We start from the raw sequence: 20,219 nt of genomic DNA on the forward strand, positions 1-20,219 counted from the left end.
GAGCGCCCTGACGCTGCGCCCGGGCGACCGCCTCGCGCTGACCGGCGCGGGAGCCCGGCGCGCCCAGCGCTGGTGGGCGGCGCAGATCCTGGCCAGGATCGGGGCGCCGCCCGGCTTCGGCTCGGCGCCGCTGGCCGGCGGGTGGTCCGGGGATGCGCCGGCCCCCCGCCGCGCCCGCTGAGCCGGGAGCCTCCGACCACATCGGGGCGCCGGGGGCAGCGCGGTCCCCGGCTCCTCGGCCCCCGGCGGACGGGCCGGCCCCGGGCGGGTGCAGCTCGGGCGAGTCCGCCTTGGCGGCGCTCGGCGCTGGAGGCGGCGCGCTGGATCTCCAGATGGTCGGGGAGGCGGGGCCCGTCGGCTCCCCAGGAGTCGTGGCGACCTGGCGCGGCGCTCGCGCCGAGCTGCTCATCGCTCCCCGGGGCAAGGGCATCCCCGCGCGGGCGCTGAGCTCCCGGCGCGCCCCCAGGAGGGCGCCGGCCGTGACCGATCGCTGGTGGGAGGCCGTGCTCCTGGCCTCGGGGCGCGCACTCCCGCAGGGGCCCTCCCCCACCGCGCTCGGTGGGCGGGTCGCCGCCGCCGAGGCGGATGATCCCCTGCGGCCGCCCGATGGCGTCGTCCTGACGGAGATCACCGGGCCGCTGAGCGCGCGGGCCATCCGCGAGCGCTGGCGGCCGGCGGGCCCCGGCGGGGCGCGGCTGCCCGCGGTCCTCGGCGTCGGGCCGCGCGGTCCCGTCGAGGCGGACCTCGTGACCGACGGGCCCCATGCCCTCCTGGCGGGGACCACGGGGGCGGGCAAGTCCGAATTGCTCACCGCATGGCTCATGCAACTGGTGCTGGCAGCGCCGCCGGAGCGGCTGTGCCTGGTGCTCGTCGACTACAAGGGCGGGGCGGCATTCGGCCCTCTGCGGGACCTGCCCCACACGGCGGGGGTGCTCACCGATCTCGACCCCGCCGCCACCGCCCGGGCGCTGTCCTCCCTGGAGGCCGAGCTCAGGCGCCGGGAGCGCCTCCTGGCCGCGCACGGGGCCAGGGACCTGGGCGAGCTCGAGCGCCGTCGCGCCTCGGATCCCGCCTCCGGGTCCCTTGCGCGGGAGGTCCCGCCTCGGCTGCTCATCGCCGTCGACGAGTTCGCCACTCTCGCGGGGCAGCACTCCGATGTCCTCGACGCCCTCGTGCGGGTGGCCGCCCAGGGCCGCAGCCTCGGCGTCCATCTCATCCTGGCCACGCAGCGCCCCGCAGGCGCGGTCTCCCCGGCGATGCGCGCCAATACGACGATCCGTGCCTGCCTGCGCGTCCTGGACCCCGCGGACTCCCGGGACGTCCTGGGCCACGACGGCGCCGCCCTGCTCCCCCGCCATCCGGGCAGGGTCATCGTCGAGGGCTGCGCCGCCTCCAGGCGCGCGGAGGTCCTCCAGTCCCCCTGGTGCGGTCCGCGAGGGGAGCTCGAGGCTCTCGTGGCGCAGGCGCGCCGGGCCCATCGGGGTCCGCGGCCATCCGGGAACGCCGCGGGGACGGCCGACGGACCGTGGCGGCCCTGGGCCCCGCCGCTGCCCGACCGCGCCGACCGGGGCCAGGCGATCGCCCTGGTCTCGGCGGCGGGCGCCGTGGATCGCGGGGGCTCGGGGACCGAGCCCGGTTGGCGCGGCGCCTCCGGCGGTGCCGGGGGCGGCGGGGGCATCGCCTTGGCGATGACGGACCTGCCGGAGGAGCAGTCCCTGGGACTCTGGCGCTGGGACGCCGGGGAGTCTCTGCTCGTGCTCGGCCAGGCGGGGGCGGGCAGGACCACGGCGCTGGACTCCGCGGCGCTCGGCGCGCTGACGGCGGGCCGGGTCGTTCACCGCTGCGGCGGGACGAGCGCGCTGGCCGCGCTGGCGGCGGGGGCCCCGGGCATGGGGACGGTGGTGGGCCCTGACGATCCCCGGAGGCTGGCGCGCCTGTGGCGCCTGGCCTCGGAGGGCCGACTGGCGGGCGAGGTCCTCGTCCTGGATGACGTCGACTCCCTCATCCCCGCCGTCGAGGAGGCGCTGGGCCCGGGCGAGGGGCAGCAGCTCGTGGAGGCGCTGACGAGGATCGCACCGGCCACGGGGACGGCGCTGCTCATCGGCGCGCCCTTCGGCCTGGCCAACACCCGGTGGGCGGGATCCCTGCGCCACCGCATCGTCCTGGGCGCGTCGACGCCCACCCTCGCCTCGCTGGCCGGGATGCCCCGGGGGACGGTCACCGGCGCGGGGCCGGGCCGAGGGGCGCTGGTGGACGGCGCGGAGTCGACGCCCATCCAGATCCTCCTGCCCGCGCCCGGCGAGCGGCCGGATCCCGGCCTCGCCGCCGCCCGCCCGCTGCGCCTGGCGCCGATACCCCGACAGGCCGATCCATCGCTGCTGCCCGCCGGCGCATGGGCCATCGGGGGCGACGACGCCGGGCCCCTCCCGGTCCCGCGTGGCGCTGTCCTCGTGGTGGGACCCCCCGGCTCGGGCCGCACCACCGCGCTGCGGGCGCTGGAGGCCGCGCTCGCCGTCGGGGCGCCGGGTGATCCCGACCCGCTGCTCATCGACGATGCCGATCTTCTCCCTCAGGCATCCCACGCCCAGGCGGAGGCGGAGATCGCCGCCGCGCTGGCGAAGGGGCGCCCGGTGCTCGCCTCGGCGACCACCGAGCGCGTGGCCGGGTCCTTCAGGGGCCCGCTGATGATGCTCAAGGAGAGGGGGGCGCTGGTCATCCTGTGCCCGGGGACGGGCCCGGCGGCGCAGGTGGCCGGGGCGCCGCTGCGAGGCGTCATCGATCCCCGCGCTCCCCTGGCCCCGGGCCGGGGAGTGCTCGTCGACCACGGCCGTTTCACACCCTTGCAGGTCGTTGGCCGCGGGGCCGGTCAGGGGCGCCGGATCGCGGTTGACACGGTTGGGGCACGGCGGGGCGACGAGCGGGCGCGATTGTGAGAATTGCAACATCCTTTCAACGGCGGTCTCACACCCACTGGGTCTTGCCGTGGGACGAACGGCGTGTGAAAGTTGCCCAAGGACGCGCGACGACCGCTCTGGCCCCCTACCAGGTGGACAAGACGCGCTCGGCCCTTCCCCTCTTGACTCACCTGCCCGAAGGAAGAACTCATGGACTGGCGTAACCAGGCTGCTTGTCTCACTGTCGACCCCGAGCTCTTCTTCCCCGTCGGCAACACCGGCCCCGCCATCGCCCAGATCGCCCGGGCCAAGGAGGTGTGCGCCCGCTGCGAGGTGGTCGAGACCTGCCTCAAGTGGGCCCTGGAGAACGGCCAGGACGCCGGCGTCTGGGGTGGCATGAGCGAGGATGAGCGCCGCTCCCTCAAGCGCCGCGCCGCCCGCGCCCGCCGCTCCTCCTGACCGAGACCGGTCGATATCGCCACCGAAACCGGTCGAAAACGGCATCGAGACCGGTTCAGCGCACGCTCGGCGGGCATCAACCAACGCCTCAACGGCGGCCCCTGACCCCGGATGAGGCGAGGGCCGCCGTTCCCCTTGCCCTCTTGCGCCCTTCTCGCCGGGCCCTCCCGGGGCTCGCCGGGCCAGGGGAGGCGGACCGGCGACGGGACGGATCGGCGGCCCGGCGGGTGCGGGTCAGCCGAGCACGGGCTCGCCGCGGCCGGCGATCCTGGCGACGATGGCGACGTCGGTCCCGCGAGGGCGCCCCTCGTCATCCACCACGGGCTCCCAGTCGATACTGCCGCGCAGCTCGCCGCGAACGAGCGTCTGGACGATCCGGGTCCCCAGCCCGGTCATGACGGTTCCGGGCTCGATGCCGACGCCGTCGTCGATGACGTGGACCTCGAGCCGCTCGCCGTCGCGCTGGGCGCGCACGGTGACGGTGCCGTCGCGCTCCTCGAGCCCGTGCTCGACGGCGTTGGTCACCAACTCGGCCAGCACCGTGGCCAGGGCCTGGGCTCCTTCGGCGTCCACGACGCCGAAGGAGCCCTCCAGCACGGTCCTGACCTGCCCCGACGGCGTGGCGACGACTGCGGCGGTGCGCAGAATGGACTCGAAGACCTCGTCGAACTCGACGGTCTCGTCGACGTTGTGGCTCAGCGCCTCGTGAACGGTGGCGATCGCGGCGACCCTCCGCTCCGCCTCGGCCAGCGCCTGGCGGGTCTCATCGTTGGTGGCTCGGCGCGCCTGCATGCGCAGCAGGGCGGAGACGGTCTGCAGGTTGTTCTTGACCCGGTGGTGGATCTCCCGGATCGTGGCGTCCTTGTTCATGAGGACCTGCTCGCGGCGCCGCAGCTCGGAGACGTCGCGGACCAGGAGGATCGCCCCCGCCCGCTCCCCGTGCACGATGAGGGGGATCGCCCGCAGGACGAGGAACACCCCGGAGATCTCGATCTCGGTGATCCAGGCCTGCCGCCCCATGAGGACCACGGCCATGGTCTCGTCCACGGGAGTGCGCTCGGGGATGATGTCTGTGATCGCCGAGGCCAGGTGCGCGCCGACGATCTCCCCCGTGATGCCCAGTCGGTGCAGGCAGGAGCGGGAGTTGGGGCTGGCGTAGACGATGGTGCCCTCGGCATCGAGCTTGACGACGCCGTCGGCGACCCGCGGGGTGCCGTGCCGCAGCGCGGTCACCCCGCCGAGGATCGGGAAGGCGCCCTCGGAGATCATCTGGCACAGGGTGTCGGCCAGTTCCTTGAGGGGCTGATCGCCGAAGCGCTCCCCGCGCATGACCCCCACGCGCGTCTCCCGCGTGACGACGGCGACGGCCCGGCCCTCGTGGAGCACCGGCACGTACTCCTCGCGCACGGCGGTGGTCCCGGTCCACAGGGGATCGGCCATGACCAGGATCGTGCCGGTGGTGAGGGTCTCCAGGGCCGCCACCTCGCGGGAGGAGGGCATGCGGCGCCCCACCACCTCCTCCAGGTGAACCGTCTGGCCCGTGGAGGGGCGGCAATGGGCGATCGCCACGAAGCGGCCGCTCCTGCCGCGGACCCACAGGACGAGGTCCGATACGGACAGATCCGCGATCACCTGCCAATCCGCGATGAGGTGGCGGATCCAGTCGAGGTCGCGCTGCGGCAGGTCGACGGACGCGCGCGACTGGGGCGGGAGTATCGGCGGCACGGTGGAAGCCTAGTCGAGAGCGCCTCCCGTGGCGCCACGGCCCCCTCCATGGCAGGCTCTGCACCATGAGGAAGACACTGACCATCACCTACCCCGCAGATCCCGCCAAGGTTGCCGCGATGCTGGCGGATCCCGAGTACCAGCGCGGACGGGTCGCCCGTCTCGGCTCCGAGACCGTCACCAGCCAGGTGACCACCGAGGGAGACGGCTTCTCCGCCACCGCCGGCGGCACCGTCCCCGCCGAGTCCCTGCCGTCGGCCGCCCGCCGCCTGGTGCGCTCGGGCGTGTCCTTCACCGTCACCGAGGCCTGGGGCGGCCCCGCCGAGGACGGCTCGCGCACCGGGACGCTGAGCATCGACGCCGGTGGCGCGCCCGTGCGCTCCTCGGGCGCCCTGGCGATGCGCCCCAGCGGCGGGCAGACCGTCGTCGAGGTGGATCTGGAGCTGAAGGTCACCGTGCCACTGGTCGGCCGCGCCGTCGAGGACAAGGCCATGTCGATGGCCGGGCGGGTCATCGCCGATGAGGAGTCCCGCGCCGCCGCCTGGCTGGGCTCGCACTGACCTCCTCCCGGGAGTATTCCCACCGGCCCGCCGTGTCCGCCCTGCGCGCACGGCGGGCCCTTCGCGCGCGCGCCGGTGGTCCTCGGGCCACGGGGCGTGCCACGATCACCCCATGAGCGACACCCCCTCCATCACCCCCACCGAGAAGAACTCCGTATGGGCCGAGCGCACCGGCACGCGCCAGTACGTGGGCCGCAACCACTCCGGCGCCGAGGTGCGCATCGGCACCGGCCCCGGCGAGTTCTCACCCGGCGAGCTCCTCAAACTGGCGCTGGCCACCTGCAACTCCCTGTCCGCGGACCACCGCCTGGCCAAGGCCCTCGGCGAGGACTTCGACGCCAACGTTGTGTGCGCGACCACCAAGAACGAGGACGAGGAGCGCTACGACTCCTTCGAGGTGCAGCTCGTCGCCGACTACTCCTCCTTGAGCGCCGAGCAGCTCGCCGTCCTGCGCCAGCGCGTCGACGGCGCGATCGACCGCGCCTGCACCGTGGGCCACACACTGGAGAAGAGCCCCGAGGTCCGCCTGCTCATCGTCCAGGACCCCGACGCCGAGCCCGCGGCCTGACACCGCTCCCCGGGGCGCGGCCCGGTGCCCCAGGGCCCCCGGGACCCCCGGCCGCGCCCCGTAGCCCCCACCGATACCGTCCACGCATCAGGAGCATCCGTGAGCCGTTCCACCGCCATGATCGAGGCGGCCGTCGACAAGGCGATCGCGATCCCCGCCTCGCGCATCACCGAGCGCGTGGCCCGCATGCGCCGCGACCGCCCCGGCGCGGACACGGCCGAGCTCGTCGCGCTCGCCGCCGACCGCTTCCGCAACGAGGCGGGCCTGTCCTCCGGCGCCGTCGGCGCCTCGGCGGCCCTCCCGTCGATCGGCACCGCCAGCGCGGCGGCCCTCACCGTGGGCCAGACGGCCGTCTTCATCGGCTCCGCCGTCACCTATGTGCTGACCGTCGCCGAGCTCCAGGGGCTGCGGGTCGTCGAGCCCGAGAAGCGGCGGGCCCTCGTGCTCTCGGCGCTGCTGGGCCGCGAGGGCTCCGAGGCGGTCCAGGGCCAGCTCGGCCTGGCCAGCCTCTTCTGGGCGGCCCAGTCCCTGGCCCAGATGCCGATCCCCACCGCCAAGAGCATCAACGGCCAGCTCGCCAAGCGCCTGGCCAAGCGCGCCGCGGCCAAGGGCGGCGCCGTCGCGCTCGGCCGGCTCCTGCCCCTGGGCATCGGCGCGGCCATCGGGTACTCGGGCGGGCGGGCCCTGGCCAACCAGGTCATCGAGGGCGCCCAGGCGGCGCTCGGCCCGGCCTCCCCCTTCGCCCCCGTCATGGAGGTCATTGAGGCATGAGCGCGGCACCAGCGCTGGAGTCCCTGGGCCTGAGCGCGCCCGACGGCGTCGACGTCGCCTATGAGGAGCTCCTCGCGGACGTCCTCCTCAACGGTGCGCCCAAGGGCGACCGCACCGGCACGGGCACCCGCTCGCTGTTCGCCCGCCAGCTCCGCTACGACCTGGCCGCCGGATTCCCCCGCATCACCACGAAGTTCGTGGCGATGAAGGCGGTCAAGGGCGAGCTCCTGTGGTTCCTCAAGGGCGCGACGAACATCGGCTGGCTCACGGAGCACGGCATCACCATCTGGGATGAGTGGGCCGATGCCGACGGCGAGCTCGGCCCGGTCTACGGCGCCCAGTGGCGCTCCTGGCCCGCTCGCGACGGCGGGGCCATCGACCAGATCAGCGCCCTCATCCATACGCTGCGCACCGACCCCGATTCCAGGCGCATGCTGGTGTCGGCATGGAATGTCAGCGAGCTGGACCGCATGGCCCTGGCCCCCTGCCACGCCTTCTTCCAGTGCTATGCGGCCGACGGGCGCCTGAGCCTGCAGGTCTACCAGCGCAGCGCGGACATGTTCCTCGGCGTCCCCTTCAACATCGCCTCCTACGCCCTGCTCACCCACATGCTGGCCCAGCAGGCCGGACTCGAGCCCGGCGAGCTCGTGTGGACCGGCGGGGACTGCCACATCTACTCCAACCACGTCGAGCAGGTGCGCGAGCAGCTATCCCGCGTGCCCCGAGCCCACCCGTTCCCGACGCTGCGCCTTGAGAAGGCGGAGTCGATCGACGCCTACACGATGGACGACATCGACGCCTCGCAGGGCTATCAGCACCACCCCTCGATCAAGGCGCCCGTCGCAGTCTGATCGCGGCCCGGGCACCCGGGCGCGCCATCCTCCGGCCCCTCCGGCCCTCCGGCCGATCACCGGACGATCGCTCACCGGCGCCGCCAGGCGTCGACCCGCCAGGCGGCGTCCCCGGAGACGGGCCGCCATGCGCCCTCGGGGTCGGACAGCGCGGCATCGCGGGCCCAGGACTCCTCCGCGATGCGGGGGGCCCGCGCGGCGCCCTCGGGGGCGTCGACGGCGAGATCGAGGGTGGTCACGAGCAGCAGATCCGCAACGCCGGCATCCATCGCCTGGGCGTAGACGCTGCCGCCTCCGATGACCCATACGCGGGGCAGCGCCCCGGCCCTCGCGCGCTGATCGGGGCCGAGCTCAGCGTCGAGGTCCCTTCCCGCCAGGGCGATGGCGGAGGAGAGGTCGGGGGCGGACAGGGCCCCCTCGGCGGACCAGCCGTGCCGGCGGGTGAGGACCACGTTGCGGCGCTTGGCCAGCGCCCCGCCCAGGGAATCCCAGGTGGCGCGGCCCATGACGAGGCCGCAGCCGAGGGTGGAGGCGCGGAAGTGCCTGAAGTCGTCGGGCACGCGCCACAGCATCCCGCCGTCGGCCCCGATGACGCCGGCGGCGTCCTGGGCCCAGATCATTCCCACATGCTTCGCGCTCACAGCGGCCATCCTGCCAGGTCCCGGAGGGCGCTCGCGAGCGGCAGCCCGGCATGCGCCGCCCACCGGGCACCGCCGCCCCGGCCATGATCTAGAGTGCGCCTGTGCCCCTGCCCTCCCCCTCGAGTCCCGCTTCCCAGGTCACAGGCGCGGCCCGCGCCACGCTGCGCGCGCTGCTCGCCATCGTCCTGTTCACCTACGTGGCGCAGAACATGCTCAACGCGTCGATCGCGCCCCTGGCCCGCGCGCTCGGCCTGCGCGAGTGGGTCGTCGGCCTGGCCGTCTCCCTGGCCGCGCTCACGGTGGCCTCCCTCTCGCAGTTCTGGGGGCGCCGGTCCATCGCCTGGGGGCGCCGCCGCGTGCTGCTGAGCGCGCTCGCCCTGGCCATGATCGCGGGCTGCCTCTTCGCCGGGGCGGTGGGGCTGCGGACCACCGGCCTGCTGGGGGCGGGCGCCACGGCGGTGGCCGTGGTGGCGGCCCGGGGCCCGTTCTTCGGCGGGGCGGTGGCGGCGATCCCGCCCACCGGCCAGGCCCTCATCGCGGAGATGACGCCGGATGAGCGCGCCCGGGTGAGGGGGATGTCCGCCTTCGCCGGCGCCGTGCAGATGTCGATCCTCATCGGCTCGGTCGTCTCCTCGGCGCTGGGGGCGTGGTCGATCCTCGCCCCGGTGTACGCCACGCCCGCATTCGTGGCGGTCGCGCTGGTCATCGGCCTGTTCCGGATCCCTCACGACGGCGCCCGGCCGCCCGCCGACGGGGCGGCGATGCCGTCCGCCCCCGCGGGAGCGGGCCCGGGGGGAGCGCCGGTGCCGCGCGTGGCCGCCCTCCCACCGCGCGTGTCGTGGAGGGATCCGCGCCTGCTGCCCTGGATCGGCTCGGGGCTGGGCATGTTCTTCTCGGCAGGGGTCGTCCAGATCATCGTCGGCTTCATCATCCAGGATCGCCTCGGCCTGCCCCCGGAGCGCGCGGTGAGCCTGACGGCGCTCATGCTGCTGGCCAACGCGGCGGGCGCCATGCTCATGCAGCTCGCCGCGGTACCGCGCCTGGGGTGGGCGCCCCAGCGGCTCATCCGCGTCGGCCTGACCATCGCCATGGCGGCCCTGGTGGCGCTGGCGCTCGCCCCCGCCCTCCCCGTCATGATCATCTCGACGTTCTTCCTGGGCGCGGCCATGGGGCTGACCGGCCCCGGGTTCACCGCGGGCGGCTCGCTCGCCGTCACCGCCGCCGAGCAGGGCGGTGTGGCGGGCATCCTCAACGCCACGGGGGCGGTGACATGGGTCTTCGCCCCCGTCACGGCGACGGCGCTCTACGGCTGGCAGCCCCTGGCGCCCTTCGCCCTCGCGCTAACCGTGCTCACGGCGTCGTTCACCGTCGCCTGGACGCATCCGCGTATGAGGGCCACGCGCGCCTGAACGCCGACTCCTCGCGCACTCGCTCTTCCGAACACCAGCCTCATCCCACGCGCGCCACGGAGTAGCGCTGGATGAGCCGGGAACGAGCACCTGATCCGTGGCCGCCGGGCGGTCCCTCCGGGCCCGCCCTCCCCAAGGCGGTCCGGCGCCACGACCCCTCTCGGTGATCGTGGCGCCGGACCGTGTTCTGTCAGGCTCCGGTCAGGAGTACTTCTCCTCGAAGTGCCGCTCGAGGGACTCCAGGGAGCGGCCGAAGGTCTCCGGCAGGAACTTCGCGTAGAACACCAGCGTGCACGCGTTGATCACCGCGAAGACGAAGAACGTGTTGCCCTGCACCGCCGCGATGAGGTTCGGGAAGGCGAAGGCCACGATGACGTTGCCCATCCAGTTGCAGAACACGGCCACGCCGTTGGCCAGACCCCGCACGCGCATCGGGAAGATCTCCGAGAGCATGAGCCAGAAGGTCGGGCCGATGAAGCACTGCATGGAGAACAGGAAGGTGAGCATGAACAGCAGCACCAGGTAGGAGCGCGCCGTCGACTCCGGCAGGAGGAACATCGAGCCCAGCAGGATCAGCGAGATGACCACGCCGGTCTGGCCGATGAGCATCATGCGCCGGCGGGGCAGCTTCTTGAGGAAGCCGATACCGATGGACACCGCCGCCACCGAGACCACGCCGTTGGCGATCGTCGCGACGAGGGCCGCCTGGGTCCCCAGGCCGGTGGTCTGGAGGATCGTCGGGGCGTAGTACATGATGCCATTGACGCCGGTGAGCTGCGACAGGGCCGCCAGGCCGATGCCGATCGCGGTGATCTTGCCGATCCACGGGGTCTTGAGGTCCGCCCAGGAGCCCTTGCCGAGCGCAGCCTCCTCCTCGACACGGCGGATGATGTCGCGCCCCTCGTCCTCAACGCCGTCGGCCATGCGGACCTCGTTGAGAACCTGCCACATGTCGGCCGCGCGCCCCTGACTCGCGAGCCAGCGCGGGGACTCCGGCAGCAGGTGCATGCCGATCCACAGGCCGATGGCGGGGACCGAGGCGATGACGAGCATCCAGCGCCAGACGTGGGCCTGCGGCCACATGACGGCGATGAAGGCGTTGAAGGAGTAGGCGAGCAGCTGACCGGTGACGATCATGAGCTCGTTGCGCGCCACCATCGTGCCGCGGATCGTCACCGGCGCCATCTCGGAGAGGTAGACCGGCACGGTGGCGGAGGCGCCGCCCACGGCCAGTCCGAGGAAGAATCGGAAGGCCACAAGGGCGGGGTAGTTCGGGGCCAGGGCGCAGCCGAGCGCCCCGATGAGGAAGATGACGGCGACGGTGTAGATGTTCCTCTTGCGCCCGTAGCGGTCGGACAGGCGCCCGCCGACGATGGCCCCGATGGCCGCCCCCATCGTGAGGGAGGAGGTGACGATCGACTCCTGGAAGGCCGTCAGCCCCAGGCCGCCCTCCTCGGCGCCGCGCGCGAGGAACGGCAGGGCCCCGGAGATGACGCCGGTGTCGTAGCCGAACAGGAGGCCGCCGAGGGTGGCGATCGTGCGGATGGTGAACAGGCGCTTGTCGACGCGGGTCTTCTCCGCGGGGGTCCCCGCGTCGGCATGGCGGGCCTGGACGGCCGCACTGGCGTTGTCGCTCATGCGGGGCCTCCTACGGTGAAGGTGGTGATGAACTGGTCCAGCGCGGCGTCGGAGGCGGCGGTGGAGCCGGGCTCGTCCGCGCCGGTGGCGCCCCGGGCGAAGGCCTCCATGCCGATGTTGCCGTGGTAGCCCATGTCGGCCAGGGCGGTGGCGATGGCGCGGTAGTTGATCTCGCCGGTGCCGGGCTGGGCCCGGCCGGGGACGTCGGCGACCTGGAGCTCCCCGATCCAGGGCAGGGCCTGGCGGCACAGCTCGATGAGGTTTCCCTCCCCGATCTGGGCGTGGTAGAGGTCGAGGTTGAGCCTCAGATGAGGCGAGTCGACGGCGCGCACGAGGGCCAGGGCGTCGGCCGCGGTGGCGAAGGGGCAGCCGGGGTGGTCCAGGGCGGTGTTGAGGTTCTCCAGGGTGAACACGCGCCCCTCCCTGGCTCCGAGCCGGGCCAGTCGGGCGCAGGTGTCGGCGGCGCGCAGCCAGTCGCCCGGGGTGGGGCGGGCGTTGGCCACGACGGGGATGCCGCCCTCGCCCAGGCCGGTGCCGTGGAAGTTGAGCACCGGGCACTCCAGGGTCTCGGCTGCGGCCAGTGACTGCTCGGCGGTCTCAAGCAGGCGGGCGATGCCCTCGTCGGTGGTCAGGTCGCCCTCGATGTAGCCGGTCATGGACATGATGCGCGCCCCGTCGGCGCGCCGGGCTGCCAGGGAGCGGAGGTCCTTGGCCGTCCAGTCCCAGATCTCCACGCCCAGGCCGCGCGCGGCGATGGCCTCCACGCGCTCCATGAAGGGCTTGTCGAGGTAGATCATCTCGGCGCAGGCCGCCAGGGTGAAGGCGTTGGCCTCGGGCGCGCTCACGGGGCTCATCGGGCCACCTCCTCAAGACGCACGGTGCGCGACTGCTCAACCGACAAAACCGCCGCCCGAGCGATCTCCAGGGCCTTGACGCCGTCCTCCCCGGTGGGGATGGCGGGGGCCGCGCCGCCCACGGCCTCGACGAAGGCGGCGAACTCGGCGACGTAGGCGCGGTGGAGGAGATCTGTGTCCGCCCGGGATGTGTCGTAGGAGACGCCGGCCGGCCCGTAGTACTCCATATCGCTGGTGCGGCCGGAGCCGGCGACGGCCATGCCGCCGTCGCCGAAGACCTCTCCGCGCACGTCATAGCCGTAAGTCGCGCTGAAGGAGGCCTCGGCGGTGGCGAAGGCGCCGTTGTCGAAGCGCAGGTGGACGACCGAGGTGTCGAGGAAGCCGGCCTGCCGGGCATCCGGACGGACGAGCGCGTCGGCGTGGGCGGTGACCTCGGTAACCTCGGCGCCGGGGTTGAGGAAGCGCAGCGTGTCGAAGTCGTGGATGAGGGTCTCCAGGAAGATCGTCCACAGCGGGGTGCGCTCGGGGTCTCCGCCGTAGGGGCCCGGGTCGCGGGTGAGGGAGCGCAGCAGCTGCGGGGTGCCGACGCGGCCGTCGTCGACGGCCGCACGGGCTGCGGCGAATCCGGGGGCGAAGCGGCGGTTGAAGCCGACCTGCAGAACGACACCGGCCTGCGCCGCGGCGGCCACGCACTCGTCGGCCTCAGCCAGCTCGGTCGTGATGGGCTTCTCGGTGAAGACGTGCTTTCCGGCCTCGGCGGCGGCGATGATGAGGTCGCGGTGGAGGGCGGCCGGGGTGGTGACGACGACGGCGTCGACCTCGGGGTCGGCGAGGACGGCGCGGGCGTCGGCCTCGGGGCGGGCGCCGAGCCCGTCGGCCAGGGCGGTGGCGGCGTCGAGGCGGGGGTCGACGACGGCGACGAGCTCGGCGGTGTGGAGGTCGTGGGCGATCGCGGTGGCGTGGTGCGTGCCGATGCGGCCGGCACCGACCAGTGCGATCCTGACGGGTTCGCTGGATGTCATGCTTCCTGACTCCTTCGTCATGGTCCGGGTGGTGAGGCCGGGAGTCCACAGCGTCATCACTGTGATCCTGGCGACGCTGTAGACCGTAGTACGTTCCAATTCCCTTGGATCGCGACCGTATGAAGTCTGCGCCTTCGTCAGCGTCTTATCGCTGCTGGCACACTGTTAATCCGATGACCGCTCTCGACAGAACGTTCTATAATTATTACATTCCAGTCTCAGGCGACCGCCGCTGGGCGGGGGCCTTGGTCAGGCGCCGCGCGAGCGGCGCGGGGCAACGGGAGGACGGCGCGATGGCCCGCGGCAGGAGCAGGAGGGTGACGCTGGTCGACGTCGCCCGGGAGGCCAACTGCTCCGTGTCGATGGCCTCGATCGTCATGCGGGACGCCGCCGGCGCGTCCGAGGAGACCCGTCGTCGTGTCAAGGCCGTCGCCAAGCGGCTCGGCTATCGGGCGGATCAGCGGGCGCGGGCTCTGCGCTCGGCGCGCTCGAGCCTGATCGGCGTGACCTTCGCCGTCCATCAGCCCTTCCACGCCGAGCTCATCGAGAGCCTCTACCACGCCGCGGAAACCGCCACGACGCACCGCCTCGTCCTGTCCGCGGTCATCGACACGATCGATGACCGCCGCGCCGCGGACACGCTGCTGCGCGACCGCGTCGACGCGCTCATCATGGTGGCGCCCTCCATCGGCGCGGCGCGGCTGAGGACCCTCGCCGACGAGGTGCCGGTGGTGACGATCGCCCGGCCGGTCTCCAGCCCCGCGGTGGACGTCATCCGCATCGACGACCGGGGAGGGCTCGCACTCGCCGTCGACCATCTTGTCTCCCTCGGGCACCGGCGGATCGCGCATGTCGATGGCGGTACGGCACCATCCTCCGCCGAGCGCAGCGCCGGGTACCTGGAGGCGATGGGCGCGCATGGCCTGAGCGCCGAGGCCTCGGTCCTGCCGGGGGGCATCGAGCAGGAGCACGGGCTCGCCGCCGCCGCCGAAATGGTGGACAAGGCCCTGGCGGCCGGCGGGCTGGACCGTCTGCCGACCGGCGTCGTCGCCTTCAACGACCGGGTGGCCGGCGGCGTTGTCCTGGGCCTGAGGGCGGCCGGGGCGGCGGTGCCGGACCGGGTGAGTGTCGTCGGCTTCGACAACGCCCGGCGGGCGCAGGCCGGTCCGGTGACCCTGACGACGATCGACCAGAACACGGATCTCATGGCGCGCCTGGCACTGGAGCGCGCGATCGGCCGGGCGGCGAACAGCTACCTGCCCACTGAGCAGGTCATCGTGCCCCGGCTCGTGGTCAGGGCCTCCACCGCGGTGGCTCCGGGGATGAGCTGAAGGGCGCCCCGCCCCGGACCTCCCCCCCCCAGCGGGCGCCGGCACCGCGGCGGCGGCCCGCTCAGCCCACGAGGCCCTGGGCGGCCAGCCAGTCGGCGGCGATGACCTCGGCGGCCAGCTGCTCGCGAGTGGAACGGGCGTTGAGGGCCCGCAGCTCGCCCGGGGACAGTCGCGCGCAGACGGCGCCGATGGCCTCCACGGCGGCGGGCGCCAGCGCCTCGGCGACCAGGGGCGTGACGCGCTGGGGCGCGATGAGCCCGGAGGGGTCCTCGAGGACGACGAGATCGTTCGCCTCGATCGCGGGGTCGGAGGAGTAGACGTCGGCGACGTCGACGCTCCCGTCGGTCAGGGCCTTGACGGTGAGGGGGCCTCCGGAGTCCTCCACGGGAATGACCTCGGCATCGACCCCGTAGACGGATCTCAGGCCCGCGGGCCCGTAGGGGCGGGCCGTGAACTCGCTGTTGGCGGCGATGGTCACGGTGCGCCCGAGGGCTGCGAGATCGCCGATGGAGGTCAGGCCGTGCTCCTCGGCGCCGGCGCGGGTGACGGCGAAGGAGTCCTGGTCGGTGGCCTCCGCGGGGGCGAGGACCCGCAGGCCGCTGGGGAGGATCCGCTCGAGGTCCTCCTGGACGGCCTCGGCGGTCATGGGGCCCGCCCCGAGCGCGGCGGGGGGCTCCGTCGAGGAGGCGTGCTGGTAGTACTGCAGGAGATTGCCGCCGTACTCGGGGATGACGTCGATGGAGCCGTTGGCGAGCTCGGGCAGGTAGGCCTCGCGCTGGCCGATGCGGAACTCCCGCTGGACCGTCAGGCCCCTGCTCTCGATGGCGCGGGCGAAGAGCTCGGCGATGATCTCATTGGAGTAGTACTGCTGGCTGCCGACGACGATGCTGCCCTCGCGGCGGTGGACCGCGAAGGGGTTGGAATCGGAGCAGCCCGCCAGGAGGGCGGCCGCACCGGCGCCGATTCCCGCCAGCAGCCCGCGCCTGGAGGGCCCGCCGGGGAGCGCGGGGACGGGGCGCGCGGTGGCGCGCGGGGACGGGTGGCTCATGCCGTCTCCTTCCTGCGCTGCCGCGACCCGGCGGGCGCGCAGGCCCGCTGGAGGAGGGCGAAGATCGCCTCGGAGGCCAGGGCCAGGGCGATGACGAGGATCGCGGCGGCGAGCATGATCGGGTAGTCCTGGGTCTTGAGGCCCAGGAACATGAGTCTGCCCAGCCCCCCGGCGCCGGTGTAGGCGGCGAGGGTGCCCGTGGCGATGACCTGGAGGGAGGCGGCGCGCAGGCCGCCGAGGATGATCGGCGCCCCGAGCGGGATCTCAACTCGGCCGAGGATCTGCATGGGGCTCATCCCCGCCCCCCTGGCGCCGTCGACGGCGGTGGAGTCCACGGACTCCACGCCCGAGTACGCCCCGGCGAGGGCCGAGGGCAGGGCGAGGATGACCAGGGCGATCATGGGGGCCGCCAGTCCGATGCCCAGGGCCAGGCCGAACAGCGTGATGAGCCCGAGGGTGGGCAGGGCGCGCACGGCGCCGGTGAGGGTGACGACGAGTGCCCGCCCGCGGCCCGTGTGCCCGATCCACCAGCCGATGGGCAGGCCGATGAGCGCGGCGAGGAGCACGGCGAGGAGGGAGTAGGCGGCGTGCTGGCCCAGGAGCCGGGCGATGCCCATGGGGCCGGACCAGTGCGCGCCGTCGGCGATGTAGGCGAGGGCGTCGAGGAGCAGTCTCATGCGGCGGTCCTCCCGGGGCGGGCGCCCCTGCCCCTCGTCCAGGGCATGAGCAGGTGGCCGCCGGCGACGATGAGGAGATCCACCACGAGGGCGGTCAGGGCGGTGAGCAGGACGCCGGCGATGATCTCGGCCCAGATGCCCCGCTCGAAGCCATCGGTGAAGAGCCAGCCGAGGCTGCGCACGCCCAGCACCGCGCCCACCGTGGTCAGCGAGATGGTCGAGACGGCGGCCACTCGCAGGGCGGCGAGGATGGCCGGCCCCGCCAGGGGGAGCTCGACGCCGATGAACCTGCGCAGGCGCCCCACGCCCATGGCGGTGGCGGCGTCGAGGGCCCGGTGGTCGACGGCGTCGAGGGCCTCGACCGTCGCGGGCACGAGGAGCGCCAGGGCGTAGAGGGCCAGGGCGACGATGACGTTGAGCGTGGAGCGGATGCCGGTGGCCAGGATGATCGGCAGGATGACGAACAGCGCGAGGGAGGGGATCGCGTAGAGGAGGGAGGCCGCGGTGGTGATGATCCCGCGCAGGGGGCGGACCCTCTGGGCCAGGCGCGCCAGGGGCACGGTGATGAGCAGCGCGACGGCGATCGCGGGCAGGGCCTGGGCGAGATGGGACTCCAGGCAGGAGACGATGAGGCTCTTACTGGCCAGGATCCAGGTCATGCTCGGGGCGCCCCGACGCTCTGGTCACCGGGCCGACCCGCGGGCGAGCCGCCGCGCTCCGGCACGGGCGGGGAGTCGCGCACAGCCGTCTCGCGCAGGCGGGAGGCGCGGATGTCGTCGTCGAGCCCGAGGAATCGCTCGACGAAGGCGTCGGCCGGGTGGTGGAGGATCTCGGGCCCCGTGCCGCGCTGGGCGATGCGCCCGCCCTCGCGCAGGACGATGATCTCGTCGCCCAGGGCCAGGGCCTCGTCGACGTCGTGGGTGACGAAGAGGATCGTCTTGCCGAGCTCGCGCTGAAGGCGGGCGGTCTCGGTCTGCAACTCGCGGCGGACGAGCGGGTCGACGGCGCCGAAGGGCTCATCCATGAGGAGGATCGCGGGGTCGGCCGCGAGCGCCCGGGCGACGCCGACCCTCTGGGCCTGGCCGCCGGAGAGCTCGTGCGGGTAGCGCTCGGCCAGGGCCGGGTCGAGTCCGAGGACGTCCATGAGCTCGTGGGCGCGGTGGGCGGCGGCCGCGCGGCCCGTCCCGTTGAGGCGGGGCACGAGGGTGATGTTGTCGATGACGCGCCGGTGCGGCAGGAGGCCGCCGTTCTGCATGACGTAGCCGATGGAGCGGCGCAGGGCGACGGGGTCCCTCCCGGCCACGTCCTCCCCGTCGATGAGGACGCGCCCCATGGTGGGCTCGACCATCCGGTTGACCATGCGCATGAGTGTGGTCTTGCCCGAGCCCGACGAGCCGAGCAGAACGGTGATGCGCCCGGCTGCGAGAGTGGCGCTGAAGCAATCGACGGCGGGAGCCGCGGTGCCGCGGTAGCGTTTGGTAACGGAGTCGAAGGTGAGCGACGGGCTCGGCCGGGCGCCGTCCTCGCCGGTAGCGGGGCCGGGGGCTTGGGCGGTCGGTGACGTCGTGGCGGTCATGGGGACCTTCCTGTCGGTGACGTCGTCTACGGTAGCCGATACTGCCAGTATATGTCGATTCGAGGTATGTGTGAGGTAGCATTCTCGCGTGCTCGACCTGCAGATCCTCGGTTTCCTCGACGACGGGCCCCTCCACGGTTACGAGATCCGCCGCCGCATCCTCGAGCTCGGCGGCCCCGGCACCCGCCTGTCCGACGGGACCCTCTACCCCGCGCTCGCACGCCTCGAGCGCTCCGGCCTCGTCTCCCGCACCCCGACCGCAGGCGCCCGCGGGCGCGCCAAGCAGGTCATCTCCATCACCAGCGCCGGCCGCGAGCGCCTGCGCGCCCTCCTGCGCGACGCTGACGGCCCGGACGTGGAGTCCATGCCCCGCTTCATGATCATCCTGGCCTTCCTGTCCCACCTGCCCGACGCCGCCGAGCGCGAGGCCGTCCTGCGCCGACGCCTGCAAGCCATGGAGAGCGCCCCCGCCTTCTTCACCGACGACGGCGCTCCACGCCGCTTCGCCGACGAGACCGACCCCTACCGGCGCGCCATGGTCGTCATCGCCCGCGGCGCCCGCACCGCCGAGCTGGCCTGGTTGCGCGAGCAGCTGGACCCGACGCCGGAGCCCGTACGCCCGTGCAGCCCGACCGCCCACAGCCCCGCAAGCCAGGAGAGCCCATGAGCACCGCCCCCACGACGGCCACGACCATGCGCGCCGCCGTCCTTTCCGCCCCCGGCATCGAGAACCTCTCGGTCCGCGACGTACCCGTACCCCGCCCCGGGCCCGGCCAGGTCCGCATCCGGGTCATGGCCTTCGGCCTCAACCGCTCCGAGTACCACTCGGTCACCGGTCAGGCCGGCGGCATGAGCTACCCGCGCGTCCTGGGGATCGAGGCCGTCGGCGTCGTCGACCTCGACCCCGACGGCGCATGGCCGCCCGGTCAGCAGGTCGCCACGATGATGGGCGGCATGGGCCGGCGCTTCGACGGCGGTTACGCCCAGTACACGGTGGTCCCGCGGGAGCAGGTCATCCCCTTCTCCTCCGACCTGCCGTGGGAGGTCATCGGCTCGGTCCCCGAGACCCTTCAGACCGCCCACGGCTCACTGACCACGGGCCTGGACCTCCGGCCGGGCCAGTCGCTGCTCGTGCGCGGCGGGACCTCCGCGCTGGGCCTGGCCGCCGCGGCCCTCGCGACGGAGATGGGATGCCGGGTCTACGCGACATCCCGGCGCGCCGAGGGCTGTGAGCTCCTGGCCTCCCGGGGCATCACCCCTCTGCTCGACGACGGCTCCGTGGCGCCGCGGGTGCGCGAGGCCGAGCCGGACGGCGTCCATGCGGCGCTCGAGCTCGTGGGCGTGCCGACCCTGCGGGACACGCTCGCCGCGACGGCGGTGCACGGCACCGTCTGCTTCTCGGGGATGCTGTCGGACTCGTGGACGATCCCGGACTTCTACCCCCTGGACTGGATCCCCAACGGCGTGCGGCTGACCACCTATGCGGGCGAGGCCGACGACCTGCCCGCCGAGGTGCTTCAGCGCGTCCTGGACCGGATCGAGTCGGGAGACCTCGACCTCCTGCCCGTCCACTCCTACCCCCTGCCCGAGATCGCCCGGGCGCATGAGGACATGGCGGCCGGGCGGCATGTCGGCAAGCTCGTCGGCCTGCCCTGGGCCTAGGGCCTGACGCCGTTCACAGGCCTTCGCCGAGTCTGCGCCCTCAGAAGGTCGGGCGCAGGGCGACGTCCTCGGAGTAGTCGGCGGCGACCAGCTCGATGCGGTTGCCCTCGGGGTCGAGCACGGCAGCCTCGTAGTAGCCGTCGCCGGTCTGACGCGGTCCGTCGACGACGGGCACCCCGGCCTCACGCATGCTGGCGGCCAGCCGATCGACGTCGTCGCGCCCCGGCAGACTGAAGGAGACGTGCGCCCACCCCAGTCCCTCGGCCTCGCGACGTCCTTCGAGCCCCGGACGGGTCATGATCTCCAGCCTGGTGCGCCGCCCCTCGGGCGGGGTGTCGGTGAAGTGCAGGATGTGGGTGCGCAGCCCGGTCGTGGGGTTCTCGTAGAGACCGTTGGCGTGACCGTTGAACCAGTCTCGAGTTTTCATCGTCGGGGTGTTGAAGATGGGGTGAAGGTGTCGCTTCGCCTGGAATAATGCGGGTTGCTGAGATCCGAGAACTCCAGAGGAAGGACACCTTCGCGGTGAAGAATAG

21 protein-coding genes are annotated in these 20,219 nt (G+C 73.4%); 11 read left to right on the plus strand and 10 right to left on the minus strand.

Annotation, left to right across the window (positions count from 1 at the left end):
• From B1H55_RS12550 to B1H55_RS10620, 3 genes are all read left to right on the plus strand, one after another.
• Window positions 1-181, plus strand: a 181-nt coding sequence (locus B1H55_RS12550; protein WP_158083333.1) for a hypothetical protein, incomplete at its 5' end; no start/stop codon positions are given.
• 190 nt (window positions 182-371) lie between these two features.
• Window positions 372-2,933 (plus strand): FtsK/SpoIIIE domain-containing protein, encoded by a 2,562-nt coding sequence (locus B1H55_RS10615; RefSeq protein ID WP_157750258.1) that lies wholly within the window; start codon window positions 372-374, stop codon window positions 2,931-2,933.
• A gap of 171 nt (window positions 2,934-3,104) precedes the next feature.
• On the plus strand, window positions 3,105-3,353 hold the full coding sequence (locus B1H55_RS10620; RefSeq protein ID WP_017177051.1) for a WhiB family transcriptional regulator: 249 nt from the start codon (window positions 3,105-3,107) through the stop codon (window positions 3,351-3,353).
• Window positions 3,354-3,587: 234 nt separating this feature from the next.
• Here B1H55_RS10620 and B1H55_RS10625 read toward each other — a convergent pair whose 3' ends face one another.
• The gene (locus tag B1H55_RS10625) at window positions 3,588-5,078 is read right to left on the minus strand and encodes a sensor histidine kinase (protein WP_073454526.1); all 1,491 of its coding nucleotides are present in this window, start codon (window positions 5,076-5,078) and stop codon (window positions 3,588-3,590) included.
• 65 nt (window positions 5,079-5,143) lie between these two features.
• Here B1H55_RS10625 and B1H55_RS10630 point away from each other — a divergent pair, with 65 nt between their 5' ends.
• The 4 genes from B1H55_RS10630 to B1H55_RS10645 all read left to right on the plus strand — a co-directional run bounded on the left by B1H55_RS10630 (window position 5,144) and on the right by B1H55_RS10645 (window position 7,828).
• A complete protein-coding gene (locus B1H55_RS10630) occupies window positions 5,144-5,638 on the plus strand; it encodes a DUF2505 domain-containing protein (protein ID WP_073454528.1) in 495 nt (164 codons plus the stop codon).
• A 112-nt stretch (window positions 5,639-5,750) separates the two neighbouring features.
• Complete coding sequence (locus B1H55_RS10635; RefSeq protein ID WP_073454530.1) at window positions 5,751-6,206, plus strand: OsmC family protein; 456 nt, start codon at window positions 5,751-5,753, stop codon at window positions 6,204-6,206.
• A 117-nt stretch (window positions 6,207-6,323) separates the two neighbouring features.
• Complete coding sequence (locus B1H55_RS10640; protein ID WP_073454532.1) at window positions 6,324-6,977, plus strand: hypothetical protein; 654 nt, start codon at window positions 6,324-6,326, stop codon at window positions 6,975-6,977.
• Window positions 6,974-7,828, plus strand: coding sequence for a thymidylate synthase (locus B1H55_RS10645; protein ID WP_073454534.1), 855 nt, complete (start codon window positions 6,974-6,976; stop codon window positions 7,826-7,828). Before B1H55_RS10640 ends, B1H55_RS10645 begins: the two co-directional genes overlap by 4 nt.
• Before the next feature lie 71 nt (window positions 7,829-7,899).
• Here B1H55_RS10645 and B1H55_RS10650 read toward each other — a convergent pair whose 3' ends face one another.
• Complete coding sequence (locus B1H55_RS10650; RefSeq protein ID WP_077240367.1) at window positions 7,900-8,448, minus strand: dihydrofolate reductase; 549 nt, start codon at window positions 8,446-8,448, stop codon at window positions 7,900-7,902.
• Window positions 8,449-8,570: 122 nt separating this feature from the next.
• Between B1H55_RS10650 and B1H55_RS10655 the strand changes: the two genes are divergently transcribed.
• Window positions 8,571-9,878, plus strand: coding sequence for an MFS transporter (locus B1H55_RS10655; protein WP_077240368.1), 1,308 nt, complete (start codon window positions 8,571-8,573; stop codon window positions 9,876-9,878).
• A gap of 201 nt (window positions 9,879-10,079) precedes the next feature.
• On the opposite strand, the gene B1H55_RS10660 is transcribed toward B1H55_RS10655, so the two are convergent.
• Genes B1H55_RS10660 through B1H55_RS10670 form a run of 3 tightly spaced genes read right to left on the minus strand, consistent with a single transcriptional unit; the run spans window position 10,080 to window position 13,392 of the window.
• Window positions 10,080-11,516 (minus strand): sugar porter family MFS transporter, encoded by a 1,437-nt coding sequence (locus tag B1H55_RS10660; protein ID WP_073454538.1) that lies wholly within the window; start codon window positions 11,514-11,516, stop codon window positions 10,080-10,082.
• On the minus strand, window positions 11,513-12,370 hold the full coding sequence (locus B1H55_RS10665) for a TIM barrel protein (protein ID WP_077240369.1): 858 nt from the start codon (window positions 12,368-12,370) through the stop codon (window positions 11,513-11,515). The genes B1H55_RS10660 and B1H55_RS10665 overlap by 4 nt, the downstream gene beginning before the upstream one ends.
• Window positions 12,367-13,392: a Gfo/Idh/MocA family oxidoreductase gene (locus B1H55_RS10670; RefSeq protein ID WP_073454557.1), complete on the minus strand. Its 1,026-nt coding sequence runs from the start codon at window positions 13,390-13,392 to the stop codon at window positions 12,367-12,369. Before B1H55_RS10670 ends, B1H55_RS10665 begins: the two co-directional genes overlap by 4 nt.
• A 317-nt stretch (window positions 13,393-13,709) precedes the next feature.
• On the opposite strand from B1H55_RS10670, the gene B1H55_RS10675 reads away from it, so the two are divergent.
• Window positions 13,710-14,723 (plus strand): LacI family DNA-binding transcriptional regulator, encoded by a 1,014-nt coding sequence (locus tag B1H55_RS10675; RefSeq protein WP_077240370.1) that lies wholly within the window; start codon window positions 13,710-13,712, stop codon window positions 14,721-14,723.
• A 61-nt stretch (window positions 14,724-14,784) separates the two neighbouring features.
• Here the strand turns inward: B1H55_RS10675 and B1H55_RS10680 are convergent, their stop codons facing one another.
• From B1H55_RS10680 to B1H55_RS10695, 4 genes are read right to left on the minus strand one after another with little or no spacing between them, the layout of a single operon-like run.
• Window positions 14,785-15,771 (minus strand): ABC transporter substrate-binding protein, encoded by a 987-nt coding sequence (locus B1H55_RS10680; protein WP_073454543.1) that lies wholly within the window; start codon window positions 15,769-15,771, stop codon window positions 14,785-14,787.
• Complete coding sequence (locus B1H55_RS10685; protein ID WP_073454544.1) at window positions 15,768-16,448, minus strand: ABC transporter permease; 681 nt, start codon at window positions 16,446-16,448, stop codon at window positions 15,768-15,770. Before B1H55_RS10685 ends, B1H55_RS10680 begins: the two co-directional genes overlap by 4 nt.
• Window positions 16,445-17,107 carry an ABC transporter permease gene (locus B1H55_RS10690; protein ID WP_073454546.1) on the minus strand — a complete coding sequence of 221 codons (663 nt, stop codon included), beginning with the start codon at window positions 17,105-17,107 and terminating at the stop codon, window positions 16,445-16,447. The genes B1H55_RS10685 and B1H55_RS10690 overlap by 4 nt, the downstream gene beginning before the upstream one ends.
• Window positions 17,104-18,024: an ABC transporter ATP-binding protein gene (locus B1H55_RS10695; protein WP_077240371.1), complete on the minus strand. Its 921-nt coding sequence runs from the start codon at window positions 18,022-18,024 to the stop codon at window positions 17,104-17,106. Before B1H55_RS10695 ends, B1H55_RS10690 begins: the two co-directional genes overlap by 4 nt.
• 88 nt (window positions 18,025-18,112) lie before the next feature.
• On the opposite strand from B1H55_RS10695, the gene B1H55_RS10700 reads away from it, so the two are divergent.
• Window positions 18,113-18,691 (plus strand): PadR family transcriptional regulator, encoded by a 579-nt coding sequence (locus tag B1H55_RS10700; RefSeq protein ID WP_077240372.1) that lies wholly within the window; start codon window positions 18,113-18,115, stop codon window positions 18,689-18,691.
• Window positions 18,688-19,686: a zinc-binding dehydrogenase gene (locus B1H55_RS10705; protein WP_077240373.1), complete on the plus strand. Its 999-nt coding sequence runs from the start codon at window positions 18,688-18,690 to the stop codon at window positions 19,684-19,686. Before B1H55_RS10700 ends, B1H55_RS10705 begins: the two co-directional genes overlap by 4 nt.
• A 40-nt stretch (window positions 19,687-19,726) precedes the next feature.
• Here the strand turns inward: B1H55_RS10705 and B1H55_RS10710 are convergent, their stop codons facing one another.
• Window positions 19,727-20,113, minus strand: coding sequence for a VOC family protein (locus B1H55_RS10710; RefSeq protein ID WP_073454550.1), 387 nt, complete (start codon window positions 20,111-20,113; stop codon window positions 19,727-19,729).
• Between the last annotated feature and the right edge of the window lie 106 nt (window positions 20,114-20,219).

It is taken from the genome of Actinomyces denticolens, from assembly GCF_002072185.1.
Taxonomy (GTDB): Bacteria; Actinomycetota; Actinomycetes; order Actinomycetales; family Actinomycetaceae; genus Actinomyces; species Actinomyces denticolens.

Bases quoted from the DNA above. Each gene is read 5' to 3' on its own strand.
- B1H55_RS10640 (WP_073454532.1), top strand. From the start codon at position 6,324: ATGATCGAGGCGGCCGTCGACAAGGCGATCGCGATCCCCGCCTCGCGC.
- B1H55_RS10680 (WP_073454543.1), bottom strand. From the start codon at position 15,771: ATGAGCCACCCGTCCCCGCGCGCCACCGCGCGCCCCGTCCCCGCGCTC.
- B1H55_RS10660 (WP_073454538.1), bottom strand. From the start codon at position 11,516: ATGAGCGACAACGCCAGTGCGGCCGTCCAGGCCCGCCATGCCGACGCG.
- B1H55_RS10665 (WP_077240369.1), bottom strand. From the start codon at position 12,370: ATGAGCCCCGTGAGCGCGCCCGAGGCCAACGCCTTCACCCTGGCGGCC.
- B1H55_RS10695 (WP_077240371.1), bottom strand. From the start codon at position 18,024: ATGACCGCCACGACGTCACCGACCGCCCAAGCCCCCGGCCCCGCTACC.
- B1H55_RS10635 (WP_073454530.1), top strand. From the start codon at position 5,751: ATGAGCGACACCCCCTCCATCACCCCCACCGAGAAGAACTCCGTATGG.
- B1H55_RS10685 (WP_073454544.1), bottom strand. From the start codon at position 16,448: ATGAGACTGCTCCTCGACGCCCTCGCCTACATCGCCGACGGCGCGCAC.
- B1H55_RS10690 (WP_073454546.1), bottom strand. From the start codon at position 17,107: ATGACCTGGATCCTGGCCAGTAAGAGCCTCATCGTCTCCTGCCTGGAG.
- B1H55_RS10650 (WP_077240367.1), bottom strand. From the start codon at position 8,448: ATGATCTGGGCCCAGGACGCCGCCGGCGTCATCGGGGCCGACGGCGGG.
- B1H55_RS10705 (WP_077240373.1), top strand. From the start codon at position 18,688: ATGAGCACCGCCCCCACGACGGCCACGACCATGCGCGCCGCCGTCCTT.
- B1H55_RS10710 (WP_073454550.1), bottom strand. From the start codon at position 20,113: ATGAAAACTCGAGACTGGTTCAACGGTCACGCCAACGGTCTCTACGAG.
- B1H55_RS10630 (WP_073454528.1), top strand. From the start codon at position 5,144: ATGAGGAAGACACTGACCATCACCTACCCCGCAGATCCCGCCAAGGTT.
- B1H55_RS10670 (WP_073454557.1), bottom strand. From the start codon at position 13,392: ATGACATCCAGCGAACCCGTCAGGATCGCACTGGTCGGTGCCGGCCGC.
- B1H55_RS10645 (WP_073454534.1), top strand. From the start codon at position 6,974: ATGAGCGCGGCACCAGCGCTGGAGTCCCTGGGCCTGAGCGCGCCCGAC.
- B1H55_RS10620 (WP_017177051.1), top strand. From the start codon at position 3,105: ATGGACTGGCGTAACCAGGCTGCTTGTCTCACTGTCGACCCCGAGCTC.